24 protein-coding genes and 1 pseudogene are annotated in these 20,054 nt (G+C 36.8%); 20 read left to right on the forward strand and 5 right to left on the reverse strand.

From position 1 onward, the window contains the following. Nucleotides 1-23 precede the first annotated feature (23 nt). A complete protein-coding gene (locus RCG17_RS21050; RefSeq protein ID WP_308172022.1) occupies nucleotides 24-929 on the reverse strand; it encodes a COX15/CtaA family protein in 906 nt (301 codons plus the stop codon). A 658-nt stretch (nucleotides 930-1,587) separates the two neighbouring features. On the opposite strand from RCG17_RS21050, the gene cyoE reads away from it, so the two are divergent. The 7 genes from cyoE to RCG17_RS21085 all read left to right on the forward strand — a co-directional run bounded on the left by cyoE (nucleotide 1,588) and on the right by RCG17_RS21085 (nucleotide 8,154). Further along, nucleotides 1,588-2,526: a heme o synthase gene (cyoE, locus tag RCG17_RS21055; protein ID WP_308172023.1), complete on the forward strand. Its 939-nt coding sequence runs from the start codon at nucleotides 1,588-1,590 to the stop codon at nucleotides 2,524-2,526. A gap of 101 nt (nucleotides 2,527-2,627) precedes the next feature. Further along, nucleotides 2,628-3,689: a cytochrome c oxidase subunit II gene (gene coxB / locus RCG17_RS21060; protein WP_308172024.1), complete on the forward strand. Its 1,062-nt coding sequence runs from the start codon at nucleotides 2,628-2,630 to the stop codon at nucleotides 3,687-3,689. 33 nt (nucleotides 3,690-3,722) lie between these two features. Beyond that, nucleotides 3,723-5,591 (forward strand): cytochrome c oxidase subunit I, encoded by a 1,869-nt coding sequence (ctaD, locus tag RCG17_RS21065; RefSeq protein WP_308172025.1) that lies wholly within the window; start codon nucleotides 3,723-3,725, stop codon nucleotides 5,589-5,591. Next, nucleotides 5,591-6,220, forward strand: coding sequence for a cytochrome (ubi)quinol oxidase subunit III (locus tag RCG17_RS21070; protein ID WP_308172026.1), 630 nt, complete (start codon nucleotides 5,591-5,593; stop codon nucleotides 6,218-6,220). Before ctaD ends, RCG17_RS21070 begins: the two co-directional genes overlap by 1 nt. Before the next feature lie 4 nt (nucleotides 6,221-6,224). Then, entirely contained in the window at nucleotides 6,225-6,560 is a 336-nt protein-coding gene (ctaF, locus tag RCG17_RS21075) for a cytochrome c oxidase subunit IVB (RefSeq protein ID WP_308172027.1), read from the forward strand. A 114-nt stretch (nucleotides 6,561-6,674) separates the two neighbouring features. Beyond that, entirely contained in the window at nucleotides 6,675-7,580 is a 906-nt protein-coding gene (gene ctaG / locus RCG17_RS21080) for a cytochrome c oxidase assembly factor CtaG (RefSeq protein ID WP_374120856.1), read from the forward strand. A gap of 106 nt (nucleotides 7,581-7,686) precedes the next feature. Further along, on the forward strand, nucleotides 7,687-8,154 hold the full coding sequence (locus RCG17_RS21085; RefSeq protein ID WP_308172029.1) for a DUF420 domain-containing protein: 468 nt from the start codon (nucleotides 7,687-7,689) through the stop codon (nucleotides 8,152-8,154). A 34-nt stretch (nucleotides 8,155-8,188) separates the two neighbouring features. On the opposite strand, the gene RCG17_RS21090 is transcribed toward RCG17_RS21085, so the two are convergent. Further along, a complete protein-coding gene (locus RCG17_RS21090) occupies nucleotides 8,189-8,548 on the reverse strand; it encodes a YugN family protein (protein WP_308172030.1) in 360 nt (119 codons plus the stop codon). Between the two features lie 222 nt (nucleotides 8,549-8,770). Here RCG17_RS21090 and RCG17_RS21095 point away from each other — a divergent pair, with 222 nt between their 5' ends. From RCG17_RS21095 to coaD, 9 genes and pseudogenes are all read left to right on the forward strand, one after another. Beyond that, entirely contained in the window at nucleotides 8,771-9,205 is a 435-nt protein-coding gene (locus tag RCG17_RS21095; RefSeq protein WP_308172031.1) for a CBS domain-containing protein, read from the forward strand. 140 nt (nucleotides 9,206-9,345) lie between these two features. After that, the gene (locus RCG17_RS21100) at nucleotides 9,346-10,446 is read left to right on the forward strand and encodes a CAP domain-containing protein (RefSeq protein WP_308172032.1); all 1,101 of its coding nucleotides are present in this window, start codon (nucleotides 9,346-9,348) and stop codon (nucleotides 10,444-10,446) included. A gap of 136 nt (nucleotides 10,447-10,582) precedes the next feature. Then, nucleotides 10,583-11,026: a YlbD family protein gene (locus RCG17_RS21105; RefSeq protein ID WP_308172033.1), complete on the forward strand. Its 444-nt coding sequence runs from the start codon at nucleotides 10,583-10,585 to the stop codon at nucleotides 11,024-11,026. A 17-nt stretch (nucleotides 11,027-11,043) separates the two neighbouring features. Beyond that, nucleotides 11,044-11,286: a YlbE-like family protein gene (locus RCG17_RS21110; RefSeq protein WP_308172034.1), complete on the forward strand. Its 243-nt coding sequence runs from the start codon at nucleotides 11,044-11,046 to the stop codon at nucleotides 11,284-11,286. 103 nt (nucleotides 11,287-11,389) lie between these two features. After that, nucleotides 11,390-11,815 (forward strand): hypothetical protein, encoded by a 426-nt coding sequence (locus RCG17_RS21115; RefSeq protein ID WP_308172035.1) that lies wholly within the window; start codon nucleotides 11,390-11,392, stop codon nucleotides 11,813-11,815. A gap of 54 nt (nucleotides 11,816-11,869) precedes the next feature. Beyond that, a complete protein-coding gene (locus tag RCG17_RS21120) occupies nucleotides 11,870-12,301 on the forward strand; it encodes a YlbF/YmcA family competence regulator (protein WP_308172036.1) in 432 nt (143 codons plus the stop codon). A gap of 86 nt (nucleotides 12,302-12,387) precedes the next feature. Then, nucleotides 12,388-12,664, forward strand: a pseudogene (locus RCG17_RS21125) (YlbG family protein). A gap of 388 nt (nucleotides 12,665-13,052) precedes the next feature. Then, on the forward strand, nucleotides 13,053-13,613 hold the full coding sequence (gene rsmD / locus RCG17_RS21130; protein ID WP_308172037.1) for a 16S rRNA (guanine(966)-N(2))-methyltransferase RsmD: 561 nt from the start codon (nucleotides 13,053-13,055) through the stop codon (nucleotides 13,611-13,613). A 12-nt stretch (nucleotides 13,614-13,625) separates the two neighbouring features. Continuing rightward, nucleotides 13,626-14,117, forward strand: a complete 492-nt coding sequence (gene coaD, locus RCG17_RS21135; RefSeq protein WP_308172038.1) for a pantetheine-phosphate adenylyltransferase — start codon at nucleotides 13,626-13,628, stop codon at nucleotides 14,115-14,117. A 65-nt stretch (nucleotides 14,118-14,182) separates the two neighbouring features. Here the strand turns inward: coaD and ylbJ are convergent, their stop codons facing one another. Next, nucleotides 14,183-15,397, reverse strand: a complete 1,215-nt coding sequence (ylbJ, locus tag RCG17_RS21140) for a sporulation integral membrane protein YlbJ (RefSeq protein WP_308172039.1) — start codon at nucleotides 15,395-15,397, stop codon at nucleotides 14,183-14,185. Nucleotides 15,398-15,649: 252 nt separating this feature from the next. On the opposite strand from ylbJ, the gene RCG17_RS21145 reads away from it, so the two are divergent. Then, nucleotides 15,650-16,429, forward strand: coding sequence for a patatin-like phospholipase family protein (locus RCG17_RS21145; RefSeq protein ID WP_308172040.1), 780 nt, complete (start codon nucleotides 15,650-15,652; stop codon nucleotides 16,427-16,429). A 10-nt stretch (nucleotides 16,430-16,439) separates the two neighbouring features. Continuing rightward, nucleotides 16,440-17,459: a SepM family pheromone-processing serine protease gene (locus RCG17_RS21150; RefSeq protein ID WP_308172041.1), complete on the forward strand. Its 1,020-nt coding sequence runs from the start codon at nucleotides 16,440-16,442 to the stop codon at nucleotides 17,457-17,459. 16 nt (nucleotides 17,460-17,475) lie between these two features. Here the strand turns inward: RCG17_RS21150 and RCG17_RS21155 are convergent, their stop codons facing one another. Beyond that, nucleotides 17,476-18,687 carry a nucleotidyltransferase gene (locus tag RCG17_RS21155; protein WP_308172042.1) on the reverse strand — a complete coding sequence of 404 codons (1,212 nt, stop codon included), beginning with the start codon at nucleotides 18,685-18,687 and terminating at the stop codon, nucleotides 17,476-17,478. 59 nt (nucleotides 18,688-18,746) lie between these two features. After that, nucleotides 18,747-18,959 carry a hypothetical protein gene (locus RCG17_RS21160; RefSeq protein WP_308172043.1) on the reverse strand — a complete coding sequence of 71 codons (213 nt, stop codon included), beginning with the start codon at nucleotides 18,957-18,959 and terminating at the stop codon, nucleotides 18,747-18,749. 302 nt (nucleotides 18,960-19,261) lie between these two features. Here RCG17_RS21160 and RCG17_RS21165 point away from each other — a divergent pair, with 302 nt between their 5' ends. Together RCG17_RS21165 and rpmF are read left to right on the forward strand one after the other, a co-directional pair. Then, nucleotides 19,262-19,789, forward strand: a complete 528-nt coding sequence (locus RCG17_RS21165; protein ID WP_308172044.1) for a YceD family protein — start codon at nucleotides 19,262-19,264, stop codon at nucleotides 19,787-19,789. A gap of 81 nt (nucleotides 19,790-19,870) precedes the next feature. Further along, the gene (rpmF, locus tag RCG17_RS21170) at nucleotides 19,871-20,047 is read left to right on the forward strand and encodes a 50S ribosomal protein L32 (RefSeq protein ID WP_308172045.1); all 177 of its coding nucleotides are present in this window, start codon (nucleotides 19,871-19,873) and stop codon (nucleotides 20,045-20,047) included. The last annotated feature ends 7 nt before the right edge of the window (nucleotides 20,048-20,054 follow it).

Below are 20,054 nucleotides of genomic sequence, written 5' to 3' on the forward strand. Positions count from 1 at the left end.
CTGCCGAAATTCGGCAGCTATTTTTACGATGATTTTTTTGACCTGGAATAAAGCAGAAGAAAATAGCTCAAAACACCAAATAAGCAGGTGATAAAGAAAGCATGTAAAAGAGCAATATAGAGATTTAACTTAGTAAAGATAATCAGTGCTCCTGCGACAACTTGGAGGCTTACTAGACAAAGAGCAATGATCCATCCCCAGTAGAGAACTTTTTGATGTCGATAATGCTTAATCGTCATACCCGTGATATAGGCAATCCAAATAAAAATTAGCCCTGCAGCTGCACGGTGCCCCATCTGTACCCATTCATAAATATTTTCTGGTAAGACAGGAGAATTGTTAATACACAATGGCCAATCACGGCATACAAGACTTGCCTTCGTATGTCGAACAAGTGCACCTGTATAAATGACGATATAACTATAGATAGAAACGAAAACAATATGACGGCCCATTCTTTTATCGATCACTAACTGATCAGCTTCAAATTTTCTATCGACTTCAAAGATGAGAAGTGTCAATAAGAAGAGAGAGGCAAAAGATATAAGGGAAATTCCAAAATGAAGTGCCAGGACAAAACCTGATTGTCCCCACAAAACAGCTGCAGCTCCAATCAATCCTTGTAATATAAGAAAGAAAAATGATAGAAATGATAGAAACTTGGTCTCCCTAATATAACCAATTTCCTTCCAAGTCCAAATGGATAGAATTAGTACCATTACCCCTTCTGTTCCCGAAACAATTCTGTGTGCAAGTTCAATGATTAACTCTGGAGTAATATGTTGCGGCAGTACTTGGCCATGGCAAAGTGGCCAAGACCTTCCGCATCCCATTCCCGAACCTGTTTTTGATACAAGTGCACCACCAATCAAAACAAAAAACATGCCAATAGTAGTTGCAACTGCAAACCATTTTAAAGAACGCCGCAAAAAATATCACCTTCTTTGTAAATATCAACCATTTTATCTCTTTAAACTAAGATTAGTCAAAGTGCCACAGTAATCTGTTTGATAAACGGCCGTTTCGTATTCCTTTTTTAGTTCAAAAATTTGTCATTGGATAAACTTGTCAGTATAATGAAGTACATCCATATCATATCGAATTATTTTAAAAATGAACAGAATTTTAGAATGATTGCGAAAAAACAATTTCTGTGAATTTTTAACTATTGTTATAGTGAAAAACTTGATAAAGAAATTTCTATTAATTTGGATATAATATTTAAAATGGAATTATTTGTTGATTTATAACGATATAATGAATGAAAAGGTGAGAGTATTAATGTCACATATAATTCACAATTAATAGTTCTAATTTGGAGAAAATAATGGAAGATATCCCAATTTGTCGCAATTTGGAGTATCTTTATTCAAAAAAAATTCACAAAAACATTAAAAAATGTGATTTAATATACAGAGAAAGTGTTTTTGGGCAATATACATTTGGTAGCCTTTTTTTACTAAAAATCATAAGACTATTAATTTTCAATGAACACGAAAAAGACTGTTTACATAGTTAAAAAACTTTTAATTTTCAACTTTTAAATTCTTTAAAAAATATTGTCTTATTGACTCTGGAGGGAAGCAAATGTCTAATTCAAAGATTTATCCCGGCACACAGCTAAATAGTGATACAGCCAGCATACAGGTTGATATAGAAAAAACATCTTTTATTAAAGACTTTTTGGCTTTAATTAAAATTGGAATTGTTAACTCAAATCTGATCACAACATTTACGGGGTTGTGGCTGGCTCTTCATTTTACTGGTCAAAGTTTTCTAAAGAATCTTGATATTGTCTTTTTTACTGTTGCAGGCTCCTCACTAATCATTGCTGGTTCATGCAGTATTAATAATTTTATCGACCGTGATATTGACCCGCTCATGGAAAGAACAAAAGGGCGCCCGACGGTTACTGGTAAATTCCTTCCTACTAAAGTTCTTTTTTTAGGTATTCTCTTAATAGGATTAGGGACATTATTTTTAATGTTTACCAATATAACAGCGGCGATCATTGGAATGATTGGCGTATTTAGCTATATATTTCTATATACAATGTGGTCCAAAAGACAACTTGTTTCTAATACTATTATTGGGAGTATCTCAGGTGCTGTCCCTCCATTAATTGGCTGGGCAGCTGTTGATCCACACCTTGGTTCTGTTGCATGGTCATTGTTTTTGGTCATGTTTATTTGGCAGCCGCCGCATTTTTATGCTCTTGCAATGAGAAGAGCAGAGGAGTACCGTGCAGCTGGTATTCCTATGCTTCCTGTTGTAAAAGGTTTTAAAACGACGAAAAAACATATTCTTGTTTGGGTAGCGGCCTTGCTTCCGCTTCCGTTTTTGCTTACCTCATTAGGAATCCCATTTCTAATTCTTGCTACTGTTTTAAACATAGGCTGGCTTGCGTTAGGAATTTTAGGATATAAGATTAAAGATGATATTAAATGGGCAAAACTGATGTTTGTCTATTCACTGCAATATTTAACTATTATATTTGTTGCTATGGTGATAGTTACTTTAGTTTAATTTGCCGTGGGTTTTATAGAATATTAGCTATAAAATCCTTAATACATTTTTGATCTACAATGGGAAAGAAATTTTTTTGCGAAAGAGGGGTATGTTTAAGCATGAAAAGGCTTGCAAACTGGTGCTTAATTTCGCTAATAGCGATGTTAACGTTTATTCTCTCCGGATGTGGCGGTGAACCGTATTTGTCTGCCCTGAAACCTGCCGGTGAAGTTGCCAAAATGGAATTTGATTTAATGACATTAAGCACATTAATCATGGTAGGCGTTATTGCAGTTGTTTCTATTATTTTTATCATTGTCTTGATTCGGTTTAGACGAAAAGATGACACGATCCCTAAACAAGTGGAAGGAAGCCACAAATTAGAAATAATATGGACTGTCATTCCAATTCTTTTGCTTCTTATTCTAGCAGTGCCAACTATCACCACCACATTTAAGCTTGCTGATGTGTCTGCAATGAATAATAAAAACTCCAAAGCTCTCGTTGTCAATGTGCGCTCACACTTGTATTGGTGGGACTTTGAATATCCTAGTCAGAAAATTGTGACAAGTAATGAATTAGTTGTCCCAACAAATGAAAAGGTTTACTTCTCTTTAAAATCGATGGATGTAAAGCACTCATTCTGGATTCCTGCAGTTGGAGGAAAGATGGACACCAATCCAGAAAACATCAATAAATTCTGGCTGGAGTTTGATAATAAAAAAGCAAATGAGGCTGGGAATTTATTTTATGGAAAGTGTGCAGAACTCTGCGGCCCTTCCCATGCTTTAATGGACTTTAAAGTTAAAGCGATTTCTCGTAGTAAATTTAATAGCTGGGTTGCTTCGATGCAGAATGTTAAAAAGGCAGAACCTGCCACATCTAGCTTAGCCCAGGAAGGTCAAAAAATCTTTAATCAAAGTTGTATTGCCTGTCATGCTGTAACTCCGGCGAATACAACACCTGAAAATGCAAGGCTGGCTCCAAATCTAACAAACTTCGGCGACCGCTCACGTGTTGCTGGTATTTTGCCACATACAAAAGAAGATGTGAAAAAGTGGATTCAAAATCCAGAATCATATAAACCAGGTAATAAAATGACAGGAAAATACCCACAAATGTCTGATGCACAGCTTGATGCGTTAGCAGAATATTTGATGGGATTAAAAGTTCAGCAATAAAAAGGGACTCTTTAAAAAGGGAGGTTAAAATTTGTGAGTACCAATGCTCAAAAGAAGGGGTTTGGCAGAACATTATGGGATTTTTTAACAACCGTTGACCATAAAAAAATTGCCATTTTGTATTTGATTGCAGGAGGATTTTTCTTCCTAATCGGCGGAATTGAAGCAATGATGATTCGGATCCAGCTTGCTGTCCCGAATAATGATTTTGTAAGTGCCGGACTATACAATGAAATAATGACAATGCATGGAACTACGATGATCTTTCTTGCCGCGATGCCACTTGTTTTTGGTTTTATGAATGCCGTTATGCCGTTACAGATTGGGGCTCGCGATGTATCTTTTCCATTCGTAAATTCTTTAGGATTTTGGCTTTTCTTTTTTGGCGGAATATTCTTGAATCTTTCGTGGTTTTTGGGCGGTGCACCTGATGCAGGCTGGACCTCTTATGCTTCGTTAACAATGGCGTCCAAAGGGCATGGCGTTGATTTTTATATTCTGGGATTATCGATTTCAGGGATTGGTACCTTGATTGGTGGAATCAACTTCCTGGCGACGATCATTAACATGCGTGCACCCGGGATGACTTATATGAGAATGCCATTGTTTACTTGGACCACTTTTGTCACATCTGCACTTATCTTATTTGCCTTTCCGCCTTTAACTGTTGGACTGGTTCTAATGATGTTTGACCGTTTGTTTGGGGCCCATTTCTTTGATGTGGCCTTTGGTGGAAACACAATTATTTGGGAACATTTTTTCTGGATTTTTGGGCATCCGGAGGTATATATTTTAATTCTTCCTGCTTTTGGTATTTTTTCGGAAATCTTTCCGATTTTCTCTAGGAAACGGTTATTTGGGTATTCTTCAATGGTATTTGCTACTGTATTAATCGGTTTCTTAGGATTCATGGTTTGGGCACACCACATGTTTACAGATGGATTAGGTCCAGTTGCAAACGCCATTTTCGCTGTTGCCACAATGGCAATAGGAATACCAACTGGGATTAAGATTTTTAACTGGCTTTTAACCATGTGGGGCGGGAGTGTTAAATTTACAACACCGATGCATTATGCTGTTGCTTTTATTCCCTCGTTCGTGGCAGGTGGAGTTACAGGGGTAATGCTTGCATCGGCAGCCGCTGACTATCAATATCATGACACCTATTTCGTAGTAGCCCATTTCCATTATGTTATTGTTGGCGGAGTTGTGTTCGCCGTTTTAGCTGGGACACATTTATATTGGCCAAAAATGTTTGGTACAATGCTTAATGAAGTATTAGGGAAGATTACATTTTGGCTATTCCTAATTGGCTTTCATCTGACTTTCTTTGTTCAGCACTTTTTAGGTTTAATGGGGATGCCTCGACGCGTCTTTACATACCTGCCTGGACAGGGATTTGAAACAGCCAATATGGTAAGTTCAATTGGCGCATTCTTTATGGCAGCTGGTGTGATCATTCTTCTAATAAATGTGGTTATCACATCAGTTAAAAATCAAAAGGTTGGAAATGATCCATGGGGGGATGGACGTACACTTGAATGGTCGATTTCCTCTCCACCTCCATATTACAATTTCAAGCAACTTCCGCTTGTTCGTGGGTTGGATGCCTTTTGGTTGGAAAAAATGGAAGGCAAAAAAGGGATGACGCCGGCAGAACCGCTGGGGGATATTCATATGCCTAACTCATCCTTTATACCGTTTATGATTGCACTCGGACTTTTTATTGCAGCGTTCGGCGCCATGTATCATGCTGACCATAAGCCTTGGGCACTGCCAGTTCTGATCATTGGCCTTGCTGTTACTTTACTATCAATGCTTACCCGCTCTGTTAAAGATGATCATGGGTACCATATTCATAAGGAAGAACTCATGGAGGAAGAAAAGGGGGTTAAGGCATAATGCATGTTGAAGAAAAATTCACATATGAAACTTGGCCTGCTGCACCCGAAAAAGCAACCCTTGAGGCTAAAAATAAATTTTTGGGTTTTTGGTTATTCTTAGGGGGAGAGTCGGTTCTCTTTGCCTCCCTGTTTGCAACATACCTTGCTTTAAAGGATAAAGTGCCAAATGCAAGTATGGCACATGCTAAAGACCTTTTTGAAATGCCGACGACATTTGTCTCAACAATGCTTTTGCTAACAAGTTCTTTAACCAGTGTTTATGCAATTTATCAGATGAAAAACTTTGCCTTCAAGAAAATGATGCTTTGGTTTGTCATAACTGCTTTATTAGGCGCAGGCTTCCTGGGATTGGAAATTTATGAATTTAACAACTATGTTCATGAATTCCATCATACTTTTACTAGTAGCGCATTTGGTTCTGCTTTTTACACATTGGTGGGTTTTCATGGGGGACATGTCGCTTTCGGTCTTTTGTGGATTCTTTCATTGATGTTTAGAAATGCCAAACGAGGGTTAAATCTTTATAATGCTCCTAAATTTTATGTTTTTAGCCTTTATTGGCACTTTATTGACGTCGTGTGGGTATTTATCTTTACGGTTGTGTATTTAATGGGAATGGTGGGATAGGCTGATGGAAAATCAACAAGTAAACTCAGGCAACCCAAGGGTGGACATTGAATATAGACGGAAAAAAAGTACAGAGGAAATGAGATACCATATAATCTCCTTTTCCATGATGATTTTCTTAACTTTTATAGCATTTGCTGCTGTAGGGTTTAAAGGAGTAACAAAATCATTTACGCCTCCGTTTATTCTCCTATTGGCTATTGTTCAAGTAATATTTCAACTGTACTATTTTATGCACATGAAACATAAAGGTCATGAAGCTCCAAGCATGTTTATATTTTCGGGGGCTTTGGTAGGGTTTATTATAATTTTAACTTTTACAACTATTATCTGGTGGTAAGAAAAAAAGTCTTTAGTTTTTCTAAAGCCAACAAAAGAAAATCGGCTTTAGGCCGATTTTCTTTATTCATTCATTGACAGAAAAAATGTTTTTTATAGTATGGAGGTGATGAAAGTGCTTTCGCTCGAAATTTTTGGCTTCGAAGCACTATGGAGTCCGTATTTTTTAGCAGCATTGCTGGCAGTATTAATCGCCTATTTTCTTTTGTTGGTAAAATATCGCACTCATTTTAAGAACAGTGAACCTCTGACACCAAAGCAAGGAATTTTTTTCGTACTCTCTGTATTCCTGTTATATGTCATAAAGGGGTCGCCGCTTGATTTGATGGCTCATCTTTTGTTTTATATTCATATGATTCAAATGGCAGTCTTAACTTTAATCATTCCACCTTTATTTATTTTCAGTATTCCGTCATGGGTGTGGAGAAATTCTTTAAACTGGAAACCTTTTAGACTGATGTTTTTATTGTTCACACAGCCGCTTTTTGCACTGCTAGTGTTTAGTGGAGTTTTTTCGTTCTACCATATTCCATTAATTTTTGATCATGTAATGGAGAATATATGGCTGCATGCAGGCTATTCTATTTTGTTATTTATTGTTTCAACTTTTATGTGGTGGCCGTTGGTGAATGAATTGTCAGAATATCAAACACTAAATGGAATAAAAAAGGTTGGCTATATTTTTGCTGGCGGTATTTTGTTAACTCCGGCTTGTGCATTAATCATTTTTGCCAGTTCACCAATGTATGAAACCTATTCTGATCCCAAAGCATGGGGACAAATGATGAGCCTGTGCGTAGGCTCAACTACCTTTAATAGTTTAAATATTAGTGGACCGGAATTGTTTAGTTCAATGTCCGCACTTCACGATCAACAGCTTGGCGGAGTACTAATGAAGGTTATACAAGAAATAATTTATGGAACTATGTTAGGTCGTGTCTTTTTTGAATGGTACCGGAAGGACCAAGAAGAATCAGAAAGAGAACAAAAATCTAGTTTATATCCAACTCTCAATGAATAACCTCCCGAGCTTGGGAGATTTTTTTTGGCAATGAAGGGTTGTTGGTTGAAAAAGGATGTAGTCTACCTTAAAATTATTGTAGAAATAATCAGGAAAAGAGTGGATTATGATGAATTCCTTACCTGTTTTACCGACAATTAGTACGACATTTATTGTCTTGAGCGCTATTACCGTTGGAATTGGCTGGGTACAAATTAAACAGCGGAAAATAGAGGCTCACAAAAAGACAATGATTACAGCCGCAATCTTTGCCCTTATTTTCTTCATCATTTATGCAACAAGAACGATTTTTCTAGGGAACACTTCGTTTGGCGGTCCTAATAATGTAAAAGTTTATTACACTATTTTTCTTATCTTTCATATCACTTTGGCAACAGTGGGAGCTGTTTTGGGAATTGTCAATTTAGTTACCGGGTTTAAGAAAAAATTCTCTATTCACCGTAAATTGGGACCGATTACGAGTGTAGTATGGTTCTGTACTGGTATTACAGGGGTAGCAGTGTACTTGTTGCTTTATGTGTTTTATAAGGGTGGAGAAACAACATCTGTCATAAAAGCTATTTTAGGTTTTTAAAAAAGAAGCCGCATCCATTGATGCGGCTTCTTTTCTATATCGAGAACTTTTCAATTTCAGTTTTCAATGTATCAAGGATTGTTTGGCATTGGTTGACAAGGGTTTGCGGGTAAAATTCATCGTCTCCATATTCTACACCATGTGGATAGTAGTATTTACCAAGAATTGGTGTCATCAATTGAATAACCGCTTTATGTGCACCCACATCCCCTTCGATCGCATAACCGCGAACACGAAGGTAATAGACGCCTTCCTTCAATTCAAATTTTTTATCATATGTAACTCTCTCATAATCCCATTGCCCTTCACGTATTAAACCCTTTGCTTGCATAACATCATCTAAGCGGTTTAGATCTGCTTTTAGTTGTTCATAGCCTATATTTTCAAACTTCACGATAATCCCTCCTAAAACCATGCATTTAAAGAAACTCAAATACGCTAACAATACATCTTATCATTTTAATAATAGTTGAAATCAGATTAAACTGCAATGATTTATCCAACAACCTTTTTCGAATAATTCTGTTTCTAAAGGAAATATTATTACAAACAGAAGCACTCCCAATTCAGCTGTGCATAAATGAAAAAAATAATATAAAAGGTCTGGTGAAAAAACATGGAAAAGATTCGTGATATTATGACTGATGATATTGAATGTTGTTCACTATTGGATAATGTTTATGAAGTGGCAGTAAAAATGAAAGAACTTAATGTGGGTGCGATCCCAATTGTTGATCAAGGAAAAATAGTAGGAATGATTACTGATAGAGATATCGTGCTAAGGTGTATTGCTGAGAAACATCCAGCATCTTCGAAAGTGGGAGATATTATGAGCAGTGATCTGATTACAATTTCTGCGGATGCAGACAGTAAAGAAGCCGTACAGCTAATGGCGAAGCACCAAATACGCCGTTTGCCTGTCGTAGAAGGCGGGAAGTTAATAGGAATTGTCTCGCTTGGGGATTTTGCAGTTCGTGAATTAACGGACGACCAAGCAAAAACAGCACTAAGTGATATCTCTGAAACAAGTCAAAGTCAAATGAATCATTAAGAGTTACATGAATTTTTTCTAAAAAACAGGTACAATCTTGTATTGCACCTGTCTTTTTATGTTAAATTGAAGTTAACGAACATTTTGAGATGTCAGATATGTTAAAGAGATTTTGGATAAATAGATATGACGAATACATAATGTTTGAAATTGTAAGCACAAGGAGGCCGAATCCTCTGCGAACACTTTTTAGAATCTTAATTATTTCAACGATTTTCTTGATCATCGGGTTTTATTTAAATGTTATGGGGCAGGATGGCAAGGAAGTACTCATTAAGAAAAGCCTGCCTAAACAGTCAAATGAAGCTATAACCAAAAACCAGCAGGGCCAAGGCAGACCTTCCACTGAAAGACCAAAGGAAGGGTTATCAAAACTAATTGGGGAAGATGTAGAAAGTTTAGAGGGGGAATTTGGTAAACCGCAAAGAATTGATCAAACCATTTATGGGTATCAATGGTATATTTATAATCTTCATTCTAACGAGTATTTTCAAGCCGGAGTCGAAGATGGCCATGTGGTCACCGTTTATGCCATTGGTGATCAATTAGATATAGAGCCCTTTGAAATCGGGCAGCCTGTTGAGGAAGTATTTAATACACAATATATCGATACAAATGTTGATATTAACTTAGGCGGAAATACCTACCGATTTGAACTAAATGATACTGATATTAATCTCAGACCACTTATTCAGTTGGGGGATATTTATGTCCAGCTTTATTTTGATAAATTTACCGGTGAGCTTTCAAGTGTTCGTTATTTAAACGCTGAGACACTTATAAAAGAGAGGTCATATGAACTTGTCTATCATGGTGAATTAATTGAACCTCCTGCACCTGATGAATCCCTTTGGGAAATGGTGCAAAATGGAACGGCAAAAGAAATTTTTGATATTACCAATGTATTGCGTTTGAGGAATGGGCAAAAGAAGTTGAGATGGGATGAAAGCGTAGCGAATGTGGCATTCGAACATAGTAAGGACATGTTCGAAACAAATGAATATACCCATACCTCTGCTAAGTATGGGAATCTGTCAAATCGGTTAAAAGCGGCTCAGGTTGAATATCAATCGGCAGGAGAAAATATTGCGGCAAATTATACAGATGGACCTGCTGTAGTAGAGGGATGGCTAAATAGCCAAAGTCATCGCCAAGCGATGCTTAGTAAAAACTTCACACACATCGGTGTAGGTGTTTACCAGAAATATTATACTCAGGATTATGTCCAAAAAATAAAATAACCAAAAAATAAAATAACAGACTTGAAGTCTCGAAGTTCGTGAAGTGATATAACATATAATAGTATTAAATTTTCACCAAACGATTAAATTTTCATATTGTATTATAGGCGAATTCAAATCGTTAGAGGTGAAAAAAGTGAAACAAAAGAGTTTACACCCATCAGTGATCAAATTTAAAGAATTTGTGAAAAACAATCCAAAAATTATTCAAGAGGTCCGACAGGGCAGAGCAACCTGGCAGGAACTTTATGAAGACTGGTATTTATTGGGCGAAGATGATGAACGATGGGAAACGATTGGAATAAGTAAAAAGTCCGAATCGGGATTGGCGCTTACGAATAAGGAAGCCGGGGAATCCAATGATGGAAAGAAGCTGGATTGGATGTCCTCAATTACAGGAATGATGAAAAAGATGGATGCCAATCAATTACAGTCCCATGTAAATAATTTAAGCCAGGCTATTGGGGCCATTCAGGGGTTATTAGCTCAATTCCAAGGAGGTCAAGGGGTGACAAACCAGCCAAATCAACAAAGAGAAATCGAAGGACCAAAGCATCCATTTACATTTAGAAAAGATTAAGAAAGGACTATCAAAACATGCGAAAAGAGGTAATGGATTATCTAGAAGGGCAGCGGGAGTTAAAGCAATTCATAAGGGAGCAACCGCAATGGTATCGAAAGCTATCAAGGAATCCTTTTGACCTGGAAGCACTTGAAATTGCATCATTACATTTTTATAAACGAACGATACCGCATCAAGTAGAAAAGTTTTCAAATGGAGTTCAAATGGCCTCAATGATGTTCCATATGTTTCAGTCAATGAATAATCAAAAAGAATGAACAGGTCCACGTAGAAAAAGATATGTGGATCTTTTTTATTTGGTCCGTAAAGAGTAAAAAAGTTAAAGAAGGTGAACAATACATGCATAAAGGAGTGATTAGATTGAAGATGAATGTATTTTCACCTATTCTGGTGATTGTTATTATAAATTTATTAGCAGGTTGTCAACAGGACCAACTATTTTTTGAACATAAAAATATTTTCTCGGCAAATGCAGCAATGGCAGGCAGCCGAATAAATGATGGAATCCCAGCTCTATTTGTGCAATATGAATCAAAAGGTAATAATGTTTTTGTAGAATGTATTGTTACCGGGGTAACATTTAGAGAAAAGGATCAATCGAATAAGCAAGTAGGAAAAATGATTGTTTGGGTAGATGGGAAGAAAAGTAAAGAGGTTTCTACTGCAGCATTTATTATTAAGGATTTGGCATCGGGCAATCATAAGTTAAAGCTGGAGGTTGTGGATTTGCATAATAAACCATATGGATTATCTAAGGAATTCATGGTAAATATCCCTAAAAACTAGAAAACTTCGCTTTCAACTATTGTTCATGGTAAAATATTTGGTGGAGGTGAGCAAATGCTTGCTACAACTGAAAGAATTCAATTATTGGAGCATGCTGACATATTAGCAGAGATGGTTTTACAATCCGATGTTGCTGAACAATATCGAATTTGTTTATATAAATTAAAGAATAGTGAAACATCACAAGGGAAAATTAATCATTTTGTTAAAATAAAGGACTTATATGAGGAAGTACAAAGATTTGGTAAATATCATCCTGATTACAAAAGAGTAATGAAAGAAGTAAGAGAAAGTAAACGGGAAATGGATATGGACCCCTTTGTTGCAGAGTTTAGAGTTGCCGAAAATGACCTGCAAAGCTTATTAGATGAAATAAGCACCCTTTTAGGGGGGGCAGTTTCGAAGCAAGTTAAAGTTCCAACAGGAAATCCTTTCTTCGATACTGGTTCAAGCTGCGGCGGCAGTTGCGGCGGCTGTTCTGCCTAATTCTAAGTAGCTTATTTTTTATTTGTCTTAAAGTATTTTTATGTGATAGACTTAAACTTAATAATGTTGTTTTGAAGGGGAACGGTATGTTAACTCAAAGACAGGGATTGGTTGTTTGGCTCTATTCATTGAAACAGGCAAAAATGCTAAGACGTTTTGGAAATGTCCATTATATTTCTAAAAAATTAAAGTATGTTGTTATGTATTGTAATCAAGAGGACTTATCCTGGGGTTATGGAAAAGCTGAATTCATATTCCTTTGTGAAAAAAGTAGAACCATCCTATAAACCTTTTTTAAAAATAGAATATGAAAATTCAATCCCTGATAAAGCCAAAGAATATGATTATAAGATGGGAATTTAAGTGAGAAGCAACGGTGCTCTCACTTTTTTTATATCTGTTAATTTTTTTAAAGTAAAATAAAAAACCCTGCAGAAAAATCTGCAGGGTCCTTCTACATCCTTGACTAAGGATAGAAGGCAAAGGGAGAGGAGAAACCTAGGAAGAACTTATGGGGAAACGTAAGTCTTCTCCGCGGTTGGCAACAACATCCTCGAATTGATGTTGTTAATTACATTATTTCCATAAAAAAAGTGCTTATACACATTTTTAAATAAATTTTCTAAATAGGACATTTATCATGATAACCAAAGTTTAAATAAAGATTAATATGTTAAAATTTGTCGCAAAGAATAGGATTATGATAGGATAGGGAGGAAAAAGGAATTTGTTAATATTGTGGTGATGAAAAATGAGAGTTGTTTCAGGTACTTGTAAAGGAAGAGCCCTTAAGGCAGTTCCAGGCAATACAACTAGGCCTACGACAGATAAGGTAAAAGAAGCAATTTTTAATATGATTGGTCCATATTTTGATGGAGGAGTTGCTCTTGACCTTTTTGCTGGAAGTGGCGGGTTAGGCATTGAAGCATTAAGCAGAGGCTTGGAGAAGGCAATTTTTATCGATCGGGACAGTAAAGCTATCCAAATCATCCGTGAAAACATAAATGTTTGTCAGTTTGAGGGGAAATCGGAAGTATACAGAAACGATGCTGACCGTGCATTAAAGGCCCTGATAAAGAGAGAAATATCTTTTGATTATATATTTCTAGATCCGCCGTATAAACTTCAGCAGCTCGTAAGTTTAATGGAAAAAATGGATGAACATGGGCTGGTACATAATGGGAGCATGATTGTATGTGAACATAGCCATGAAGTAGAACTGCCTGCTTCGATCGGGGGATTAACACAAGTGAGACACGAAAGGTACGGAATTATTGCTATCACCATTTTCTTAAAGGAACAAAAAGGGTAGGGGGAGTCTCTTTTGGTTAAGATAGCCGTTTGTCCAGGAAGCTTTGACCCAATAACATATGGTCATTTAGACATCATTAAAAGGGGAGCTAAAGTCTTTGATGAGGTTTATGTAGTAGTTTTAAACAATTCCAGTAAGCATCCACTATTTACAGTTGATGAAAGAATGGAATTAATAAGAAAAGTGACAGAAGATATTCCTAGTGTCAAGGTAGATCAATTTAGGGGTTTGCTTGTAGATTATGCCCGAAGCGTAAATGCAAGTGCGATCATTCGCGGTCTTAGAGCGGTTTCAGATTTTGAGTACGAAATGCAGATTACCTCGATGAACAGAGTGCTGGATGATGATTTAGAGACCTTTTTTATTATGACAAATAATCAATATTCTTTTTTGAGCTCTAGTATTGTAAAAGAGGTAGCTCAATATGACGATGGGAAAATTTCTGAGCTGGTTCCGCCAGTGGTCGAGAAAGCGCTTCACGAAAAATTTGAACAGAAAAAATAGAACCGGGATATCCTATACCCGGTTTTTTCTTTTAGGCATAAATGAACTCCGTATGTGTGTTGCCTCTATCTTTTTAATCTTACGGATAAGATAAGCACATAAAAAATAAGCGTAAAAATCGTTATTAATGGACCCGTGTGAAGCATGCTGGTATATAGTCCATCAAGCCATGAATGATCTCCGAATTGAATGACTGGAATCGTTGGATTGTTGTCAAGATTGGCTGATTTCATTTTTGCGGATAAAGGCTCATAGAGCAAAAAAGCAAACATGCCTGCGAGTGTGCCATGGACGATCCTCGCGAAGAAAAAGGGTTTAAAGCGGATATCAGTCTGGGATAGAATACTCGCGACCTGTGCTTGGACACTAAAGCCACTAAATCCAAGAATAAAACTAGTAATGATTACTTGCTGCATTAGTGTTGCCGCTTCGACCTTACTCGTTAATTGACTTCCAAGTGTGATTTCGAATAATCCAGAAATAAATGGGATACTTAACGAAGTGGGAAAGGATAATAAAGTAAGCAGGAATTGAACTGCTTTGGCCAGGAATGCCGTTATATGTAAAAGATAGAGCATTCGGTTTAAAACAGAAAAAATAATGATAAAACCGCCTATCATTAATAAGGTTTGAATCGATGATGTAACAGCATCTCCTAAAAGCTGGCCAATCGGTCGATTATCCTTTAATCTTGTTTGATGCAAGATTGAAAAGGCACTTTTTAAGTGAAATTTTTTTCCCTTGTCTTTAACTTTTTCATTAATTCCCCTACCATAAAATCTCATCATGATACCAACACAAATATTACCAAGATAATGTGATAAGGCTAAAATCATTCCCAATTTAGGGTTATGAAAAAAACCAACAGAAACCGCACCAAAAATAAAGATTGGATTCGAGGAATTTGTAAAAGATACAAGTCTTTCTGCTTCAATTCTTGTTATTTGTCCCTCTTGACGAAGTCTGGCGGTCAGCTTTGCACCTGCAGGAAATCCCGAAGCCATCCCCATTGCCATAACGAACCCCCCTACACCTGGAACCTTAAATAAAGGACGCATGAGTGGTTCCAAGAGGACACCAATAAACCGAACAACACCGAACCCAATTAACATTTCCGATACAATAAAAAAAGGCAAAAGAGAAGGGAAAACAATTTTCCACCACATATCTAAGCCGCGAATGGAAGCCTGAAATGACTCCTGCGGAAATGTGATCAGCGATGCTGCCATGACGGTAACCGAAAACGACAAGAAGATGGTTTTTAGTTTAGATTGAAGCAAATGAAAATACCTCCTTCCCATCACTAACATAAATAGATACAATCAAAAGTAAACATATGGTTTTGCATGTATACCAAGTGTTAATACCCTTGTCCCATATAACACAATATACTCATAGAAAAAGAAAATAGACCATAGGATTGGAGAGATTTCCTTTAGGAAAAAACAAGTGCAGTTAATGTAAAATACTGCATTTATAAAAGTTTAAACATAGATAAAATAGATACGGTGATTTTGAGGGAGTGGTAAAACGTGAGTCATCCAAAAATCGGATTGGCACTTGGGTCAGGTGGTGCAAGGGGGTTTGCACATTTAGGTGTAATTAAGGTACTGGTTGAAGAAGGTATTCCCATTGATCTGATTGCGGGGAGCAGTATGGGATCTCTTGTTGCTTGTTTTTATGGAGTAGGGATTGAATTAGAACATCTTTATAAATTATCTGGAGCATTTAAGCGTAAGTTTTATCTCGATTTTACGGTACCAAAAATGGGTTTTATAGCGGGGAAAAGATTAAAAGAGTTTATTAAAGTTTTTACACATGGAAAAAATATTGAGGACCTGTTAATACCGATTGGTGTGGTGGCTACAGATTTATTAACAGGGGAGAAAGTTGTCTTTAGAAATGGTCCAATCGCAGAGGCTGTTAGGGCAAGTATTTCTATCCCTGGTATTTTTGTGCCTGAAAAGTATAATGGCCGCCTTTTAGTAGACGGAGGCGTTGCTGATCGTGTTCCTGTTTCAGTTGCTAAGGAAATGGGCGCAGATATTGTCATCGCAGTTGATGTATCACGAGTCAAGCGCAATGCTGAAATTTCCAATATTTATGATGTGATCATGCAAAGTATTGATATTATGCAAACCGAGATTGTAATCAATCGTGAAATTGCCTCTGATTTTATGATCCGTCCACCAGTAGAAAATTTTAGTTCACGTGCCTTTACAAATATCGAGGACATCATTCAAGTTGGTGAAGCAGAAACCAGAAAATACATTAAAGAAATTAAATCTGTTATTACTAATTGGAAGGGGTAGTTTTCTTACGATGCGGAAAAAGCTTTTTATCGGTTCAACCATCGTTGCAGCCATTGTTCTTATTGGCGCAATGTTCTATTCGCTGCCATTTTACATTACGAAGCCTGGGATGGCAAAAGCGCTTAAGCCGATTATTACTGTTAAAAACGGAAAGAAAGATAAAGGAAATTTTATGTTAACAACAGTAAGAATGGGTCAGGCAAATATTTACTCTTATGCTGAAGCAAAAATGAGCAAATTTGAAGAAATATACCCGGAAAGTGAAATCTTAAACCCGACGGAAACAGAAGAAGAATACAATGTCAGGCAGCTTTATCTGATGAAAGATGCCAAACTAAACGCTACAGATGTTGCATACCGTAAAGCAGGTTTACCTGTTAAGTTTAAATATAATGGTATTTATGTTCTTAGTGTATTGCCGAATATGCCTGCCTATGGAAAACTAAAGGCTGGAGATCGTATTTTTAAAGTGGATGGAAATACTTTTTCTTCATCTAACGAGTTTATGGATTATGTCCGCACGAAGAAGGCAGGAGAAGAACTAACCTTCACTTATTTACGAAAAAAGCAAACGAAGGATGTTAAAATTCAAGTAAAGCCTTTTAAACAGGAACCAAAACGTGTGGGAATTGGGATTTCTTTAGTGGATGACAAAGAGGTCATTGTAAGTCCTCCTGTCAAAATTGTTACCGATGAAATTGGCGGACCATCTGCCGGTTTGATGTTTTCACTGGAAATTTATAATCAGTTAACGAAAGATGACCTTACAAAAGGACACCAAATTGCGGGAACTGGAACGATAGATGTTGATGGTACCGTTGGTCCAATTGGCGGAATTGAGCAAAAGATTGTTGCCGCTGACAAAGCAGGAGCAGAAATTTTTTTAGCGCCAAACGAGCATGGGGCTAAAAAATCAAATTATCGGGATGCTTTAAAAGCAGCCCATGAAATTGGCACGAAAATGAAAATTGTCCCTGTCGATACATTTGATGAGGCTGTTACATATTTAAAAAAATCACCTCAAAAGTAAAAAAAGCAGCCCCTGATTATTTTAAATAAATAGGTGGCTGCTTAAATTCTTCTTCAAAGCTTTTCACTTTTAAATGATTTGGCAATACACATGCGTATATCCTGGATGCCTTAATATCTGGCAGAATATCTTCGTTTTTATACGAAGATAGCTTTGAAATAAGCGGCAATCCCAAATGTGCTTTCATTTTGTTTAAATATTCTTTTCCATTTTCAGTCATTCCTAATAATCTTAAATAGGAAGCCTGCTCTAAAGAAGTCATTTGGATTTTCTTAGTGTTGGTCAAAATATGAAGACAAATTCTCTGGAGTCTTGTCCATGTATAACGTTTTGTTTTCACTTTTTCCATAAATTCTCGAAAACTATTGGATTCCATGGCTGTTTTTATCAGCCTGTTTTCGATCCCCTCTTCAACCTCATAAATCTCCCTTAATTCATTTGGATTGGCCTGAAGGAGAAGAAATTGTAAAAATGGATAATAATTTTCCCATTGATGAAAAATTCCAAACTGGCGGTAATAATCGGTCAGTAAAGCGTTTGTTGTCTGCGGAATAAATTGATCAATCCCTATTTCCTGTTCATTTGTTGAAAACAAGGCTTTTCGAATACTTGTTGCACTTGCAATCCGTTCAGATGCAAAATGTTCATCGTGATAATCCGCATTTTTTCGTTTTACTGTTAAAGGTGCCATAGAGCTTTTTAGGCTGTTGATGGCCTTTAGATAATGGTAACCAAGAATATTGTTAGGTTTTGATAAATCTACAAGTCCTTGTGGAGATTTGAGTTCCTCAAAGGACAATGCCTGCGCTTTTGGATAGCTAACCCCTGTTTTAATATGTTTTTTAATATTTTCCTGGTAGGTTTCGTTCCGTTCTTCCATGAATTCCAATGTGTTATAAAAATCATGAATATCTCCATTCTCACTTCCAAAACATAAAAAATCACAACCTGCAGCATCCAAAATGGAAACAGCACCGTTTGCAAAGTTTTCTGCCTTTTGAGTGGCGAATATGTACGGAAGTTCAAAAACAAGGTCAACCCCAGCCTGCAAGGCCATATTTGCCCGATACCATTTAGAAACCAGGGCAGGCTCCCCTCTTTGCAGAAAGTTTCCACTCATTACCGCTATGACGATATCGGCGTTTGATAATTCTTTGGCAGAGTTTAAATGATGGGCATGTCCATTATGGAAGGGGTTATATTCAACGATTAAGCCAACAGCTTTCATTGCGTTACTCCTTTTAACAAAATAGAATTATATACCATTATAACAATGTTTCTAATTTTTTAATCATATAAAAAGCCAGCCCAGTTAAATGGGCCAGCCCCTTTATTTTCATTAATAATGTTGCCCGTACCAGCCATGATGATGGTGGTGGTATGGATAGTAGAGACTTTGATATGGTTGGTGATAGTAAGGGTATCCATGATGATGATGCCAATCATGATGATATCCTCCTCCATAAAAACCACCATGATGATATGGCATACCTGCGCCAAACTGTCCTCCCATCCCGTAACCAGGGATAACATGCGGTTGTGAATAGGACATTTCGTTCACCTCTTTTTTTTCTATTTTCCTTAATAAGCTATGTTAACAAAGATAGGAAAGAGCTTATCTTTTTTATAAATGGGCTATTGATTTAAAATGAAGGTGTTGGCTTTTACAGATATGGATATGCTAGTAAGGGAAATAAACTCTTTGTGCTGTAAAATATACATTCTTTATGGTGTAAAGAAAATACATTGACAAAAATATTATAGGAGGCTATAATTACCTTTGTTGCCTTGAGGTGATTCAATTGAAATGGACATTAAACCAATTACAAAAATATCGAAACAAGGATTTTCCGATTGATGAGACCCTTCGGGTAGATGAGATCAAACAAGATGATCCAACTATTCGTGATGTATCGCCAATTCATATAACGGGACGGGCAGATATTGGTTCAACAAAAGTGACGTTCCATTTAAAAATAGAAGGTCATTTAATCCTTCCTTGTTCTCGTACTTTAGTGGATGTTAAACTTCCAATTAATGTCGAAACAACTGAAACTTTTCTCTTGCAAGCATCAGGCGTTGAACCTGATGAAGAGGCTTATCAAGTTAAGGGTGATGTGATTGATCTAATGCCTGTCATTAGAGAAATACTTTTACTTGAGGTGCCAATGCAAGTGTTTTGTGAGGATGACAACAGCGAAGATGCTGCGCCACAATCTGGAAAAGATTGGGAAGTTGTTCGTGAAGAGGACAAATCAAATAAGATTGATCCTAGGCTTGCGGGCCTTGCAAAATTTTTTGATGAAAATAATTCTTCTTCCGATTCATAGTCGGTAGTAACAAAAGAAGTATGTGAAGAACCAGAATACTTGGTCTTCATCTTTCTTAATACTCTTAAGGAGGTGTTTGACATGGCTGTACCTTTTAGAAGAACTTCTAAAACTGCGAAAAGAAAGCGTCGCACTCATTTCAAATTAAATGTTCCTGGTATGGTAGCATGCCCAAATTGTGGTGAAATGAAACTTGCTCACCGCGTATGTAAAGCTTGTGGAACATACAAAGGTAAAGAAGTAGTAGTGAACGACTAATATTACA

Source organism: Neobacillus sp. PS3-12 (assembly GCF_030915385.1).
Lineage (GTDB): Bacteria > Bacillota > Bacilli > Bacillales > Cytobacillaceae > JAEVLT01.

Coding starts and splice junctions, on each gene's coding strand:
- cyoE (WP_308172023.1), top strand. CDS start 1,588: ATGTCTAATTCAAAGATTTATCCCGGCACACAGCTAAATAGTGATACA.
- coxB (WP_308172024.1), top strand. CDS start 2,628: ATGAAAAGGCTTGCAAACTGGTGCTTAATTTCGCTAATAGCGATGTTA.
- RCG17_RS21070 (WP_308172026.1), top strand. CDS start 5,591: ATGCATGTTGAAGAAAAATTCACATATGAAACTTGGCCTGCTGCACCC.
- ctaF (WP_308172027.1), top strand. CDS start 6,225: ATGGAAAATCAACAAGTAAACTCAGGCAACCCAAGGGTGGACATTGAA.
- RCG17_RS21085 (WP_308172029.1), top strand. CDS start 7,687: ATGATGAATTCCTTACCTGTTTTACCGACAATTAGTACGACATTTATT.
- RCG17_RS21095 (WP_308172031.1), top strand. CDS start 8,771: ATGGAAAAGATTCGTGATATTATGACTGATGATATTGAATGTTGTTCA.
- RCG17_RS21100 (WP_308172032.1), top strand. CDS start 9,346: ATGTTTGAAATTGTAAGCACAAGGAGGCCGAATCCTCTGCGAACACTT.
- RCG17_RS21110 (WP_308172034.1), top strand. CDS start 11,044: ATGCGAAAAGAGGTAATGGATTATCTAGAAGGGCAGCGGGAGTTAAAG.
- RCG17_RS21120 (WP_308172036.1), top strand. CDS start 11,870: ATGCTTGCTACAACTGAAAGAATTCAATTATTGGAGCATGCTGACATA.
- rsmD (WP_308172037.1), top strand. CDS start 13,053: ATGAGAGTTGTTTCAGGTACTTGTAAAGGAAGAGCCCTTAAGGCAGTT.
- RCG17_RS21150 (WP_308172041.1), top strand. CDS start 16,440: ATGCGGAAAAAGCTTTTTATCGGTTCAACCATCGTTGCAGCCATTGTT.
- RCG17_RS21155 (WP_308172042.1), bottom strand. CDS start 18,687: ATGAAAGCTGTTGGCTTAATCGTTGAATATAACCCCTTCCATAATGGA.
- rpmF (WP_308172045.1), top strand. CDS start 19,871: ATGGCTGTACCTTTTAGAAGAACTTCTAAAACTGCGAAAAGAAAGCGT.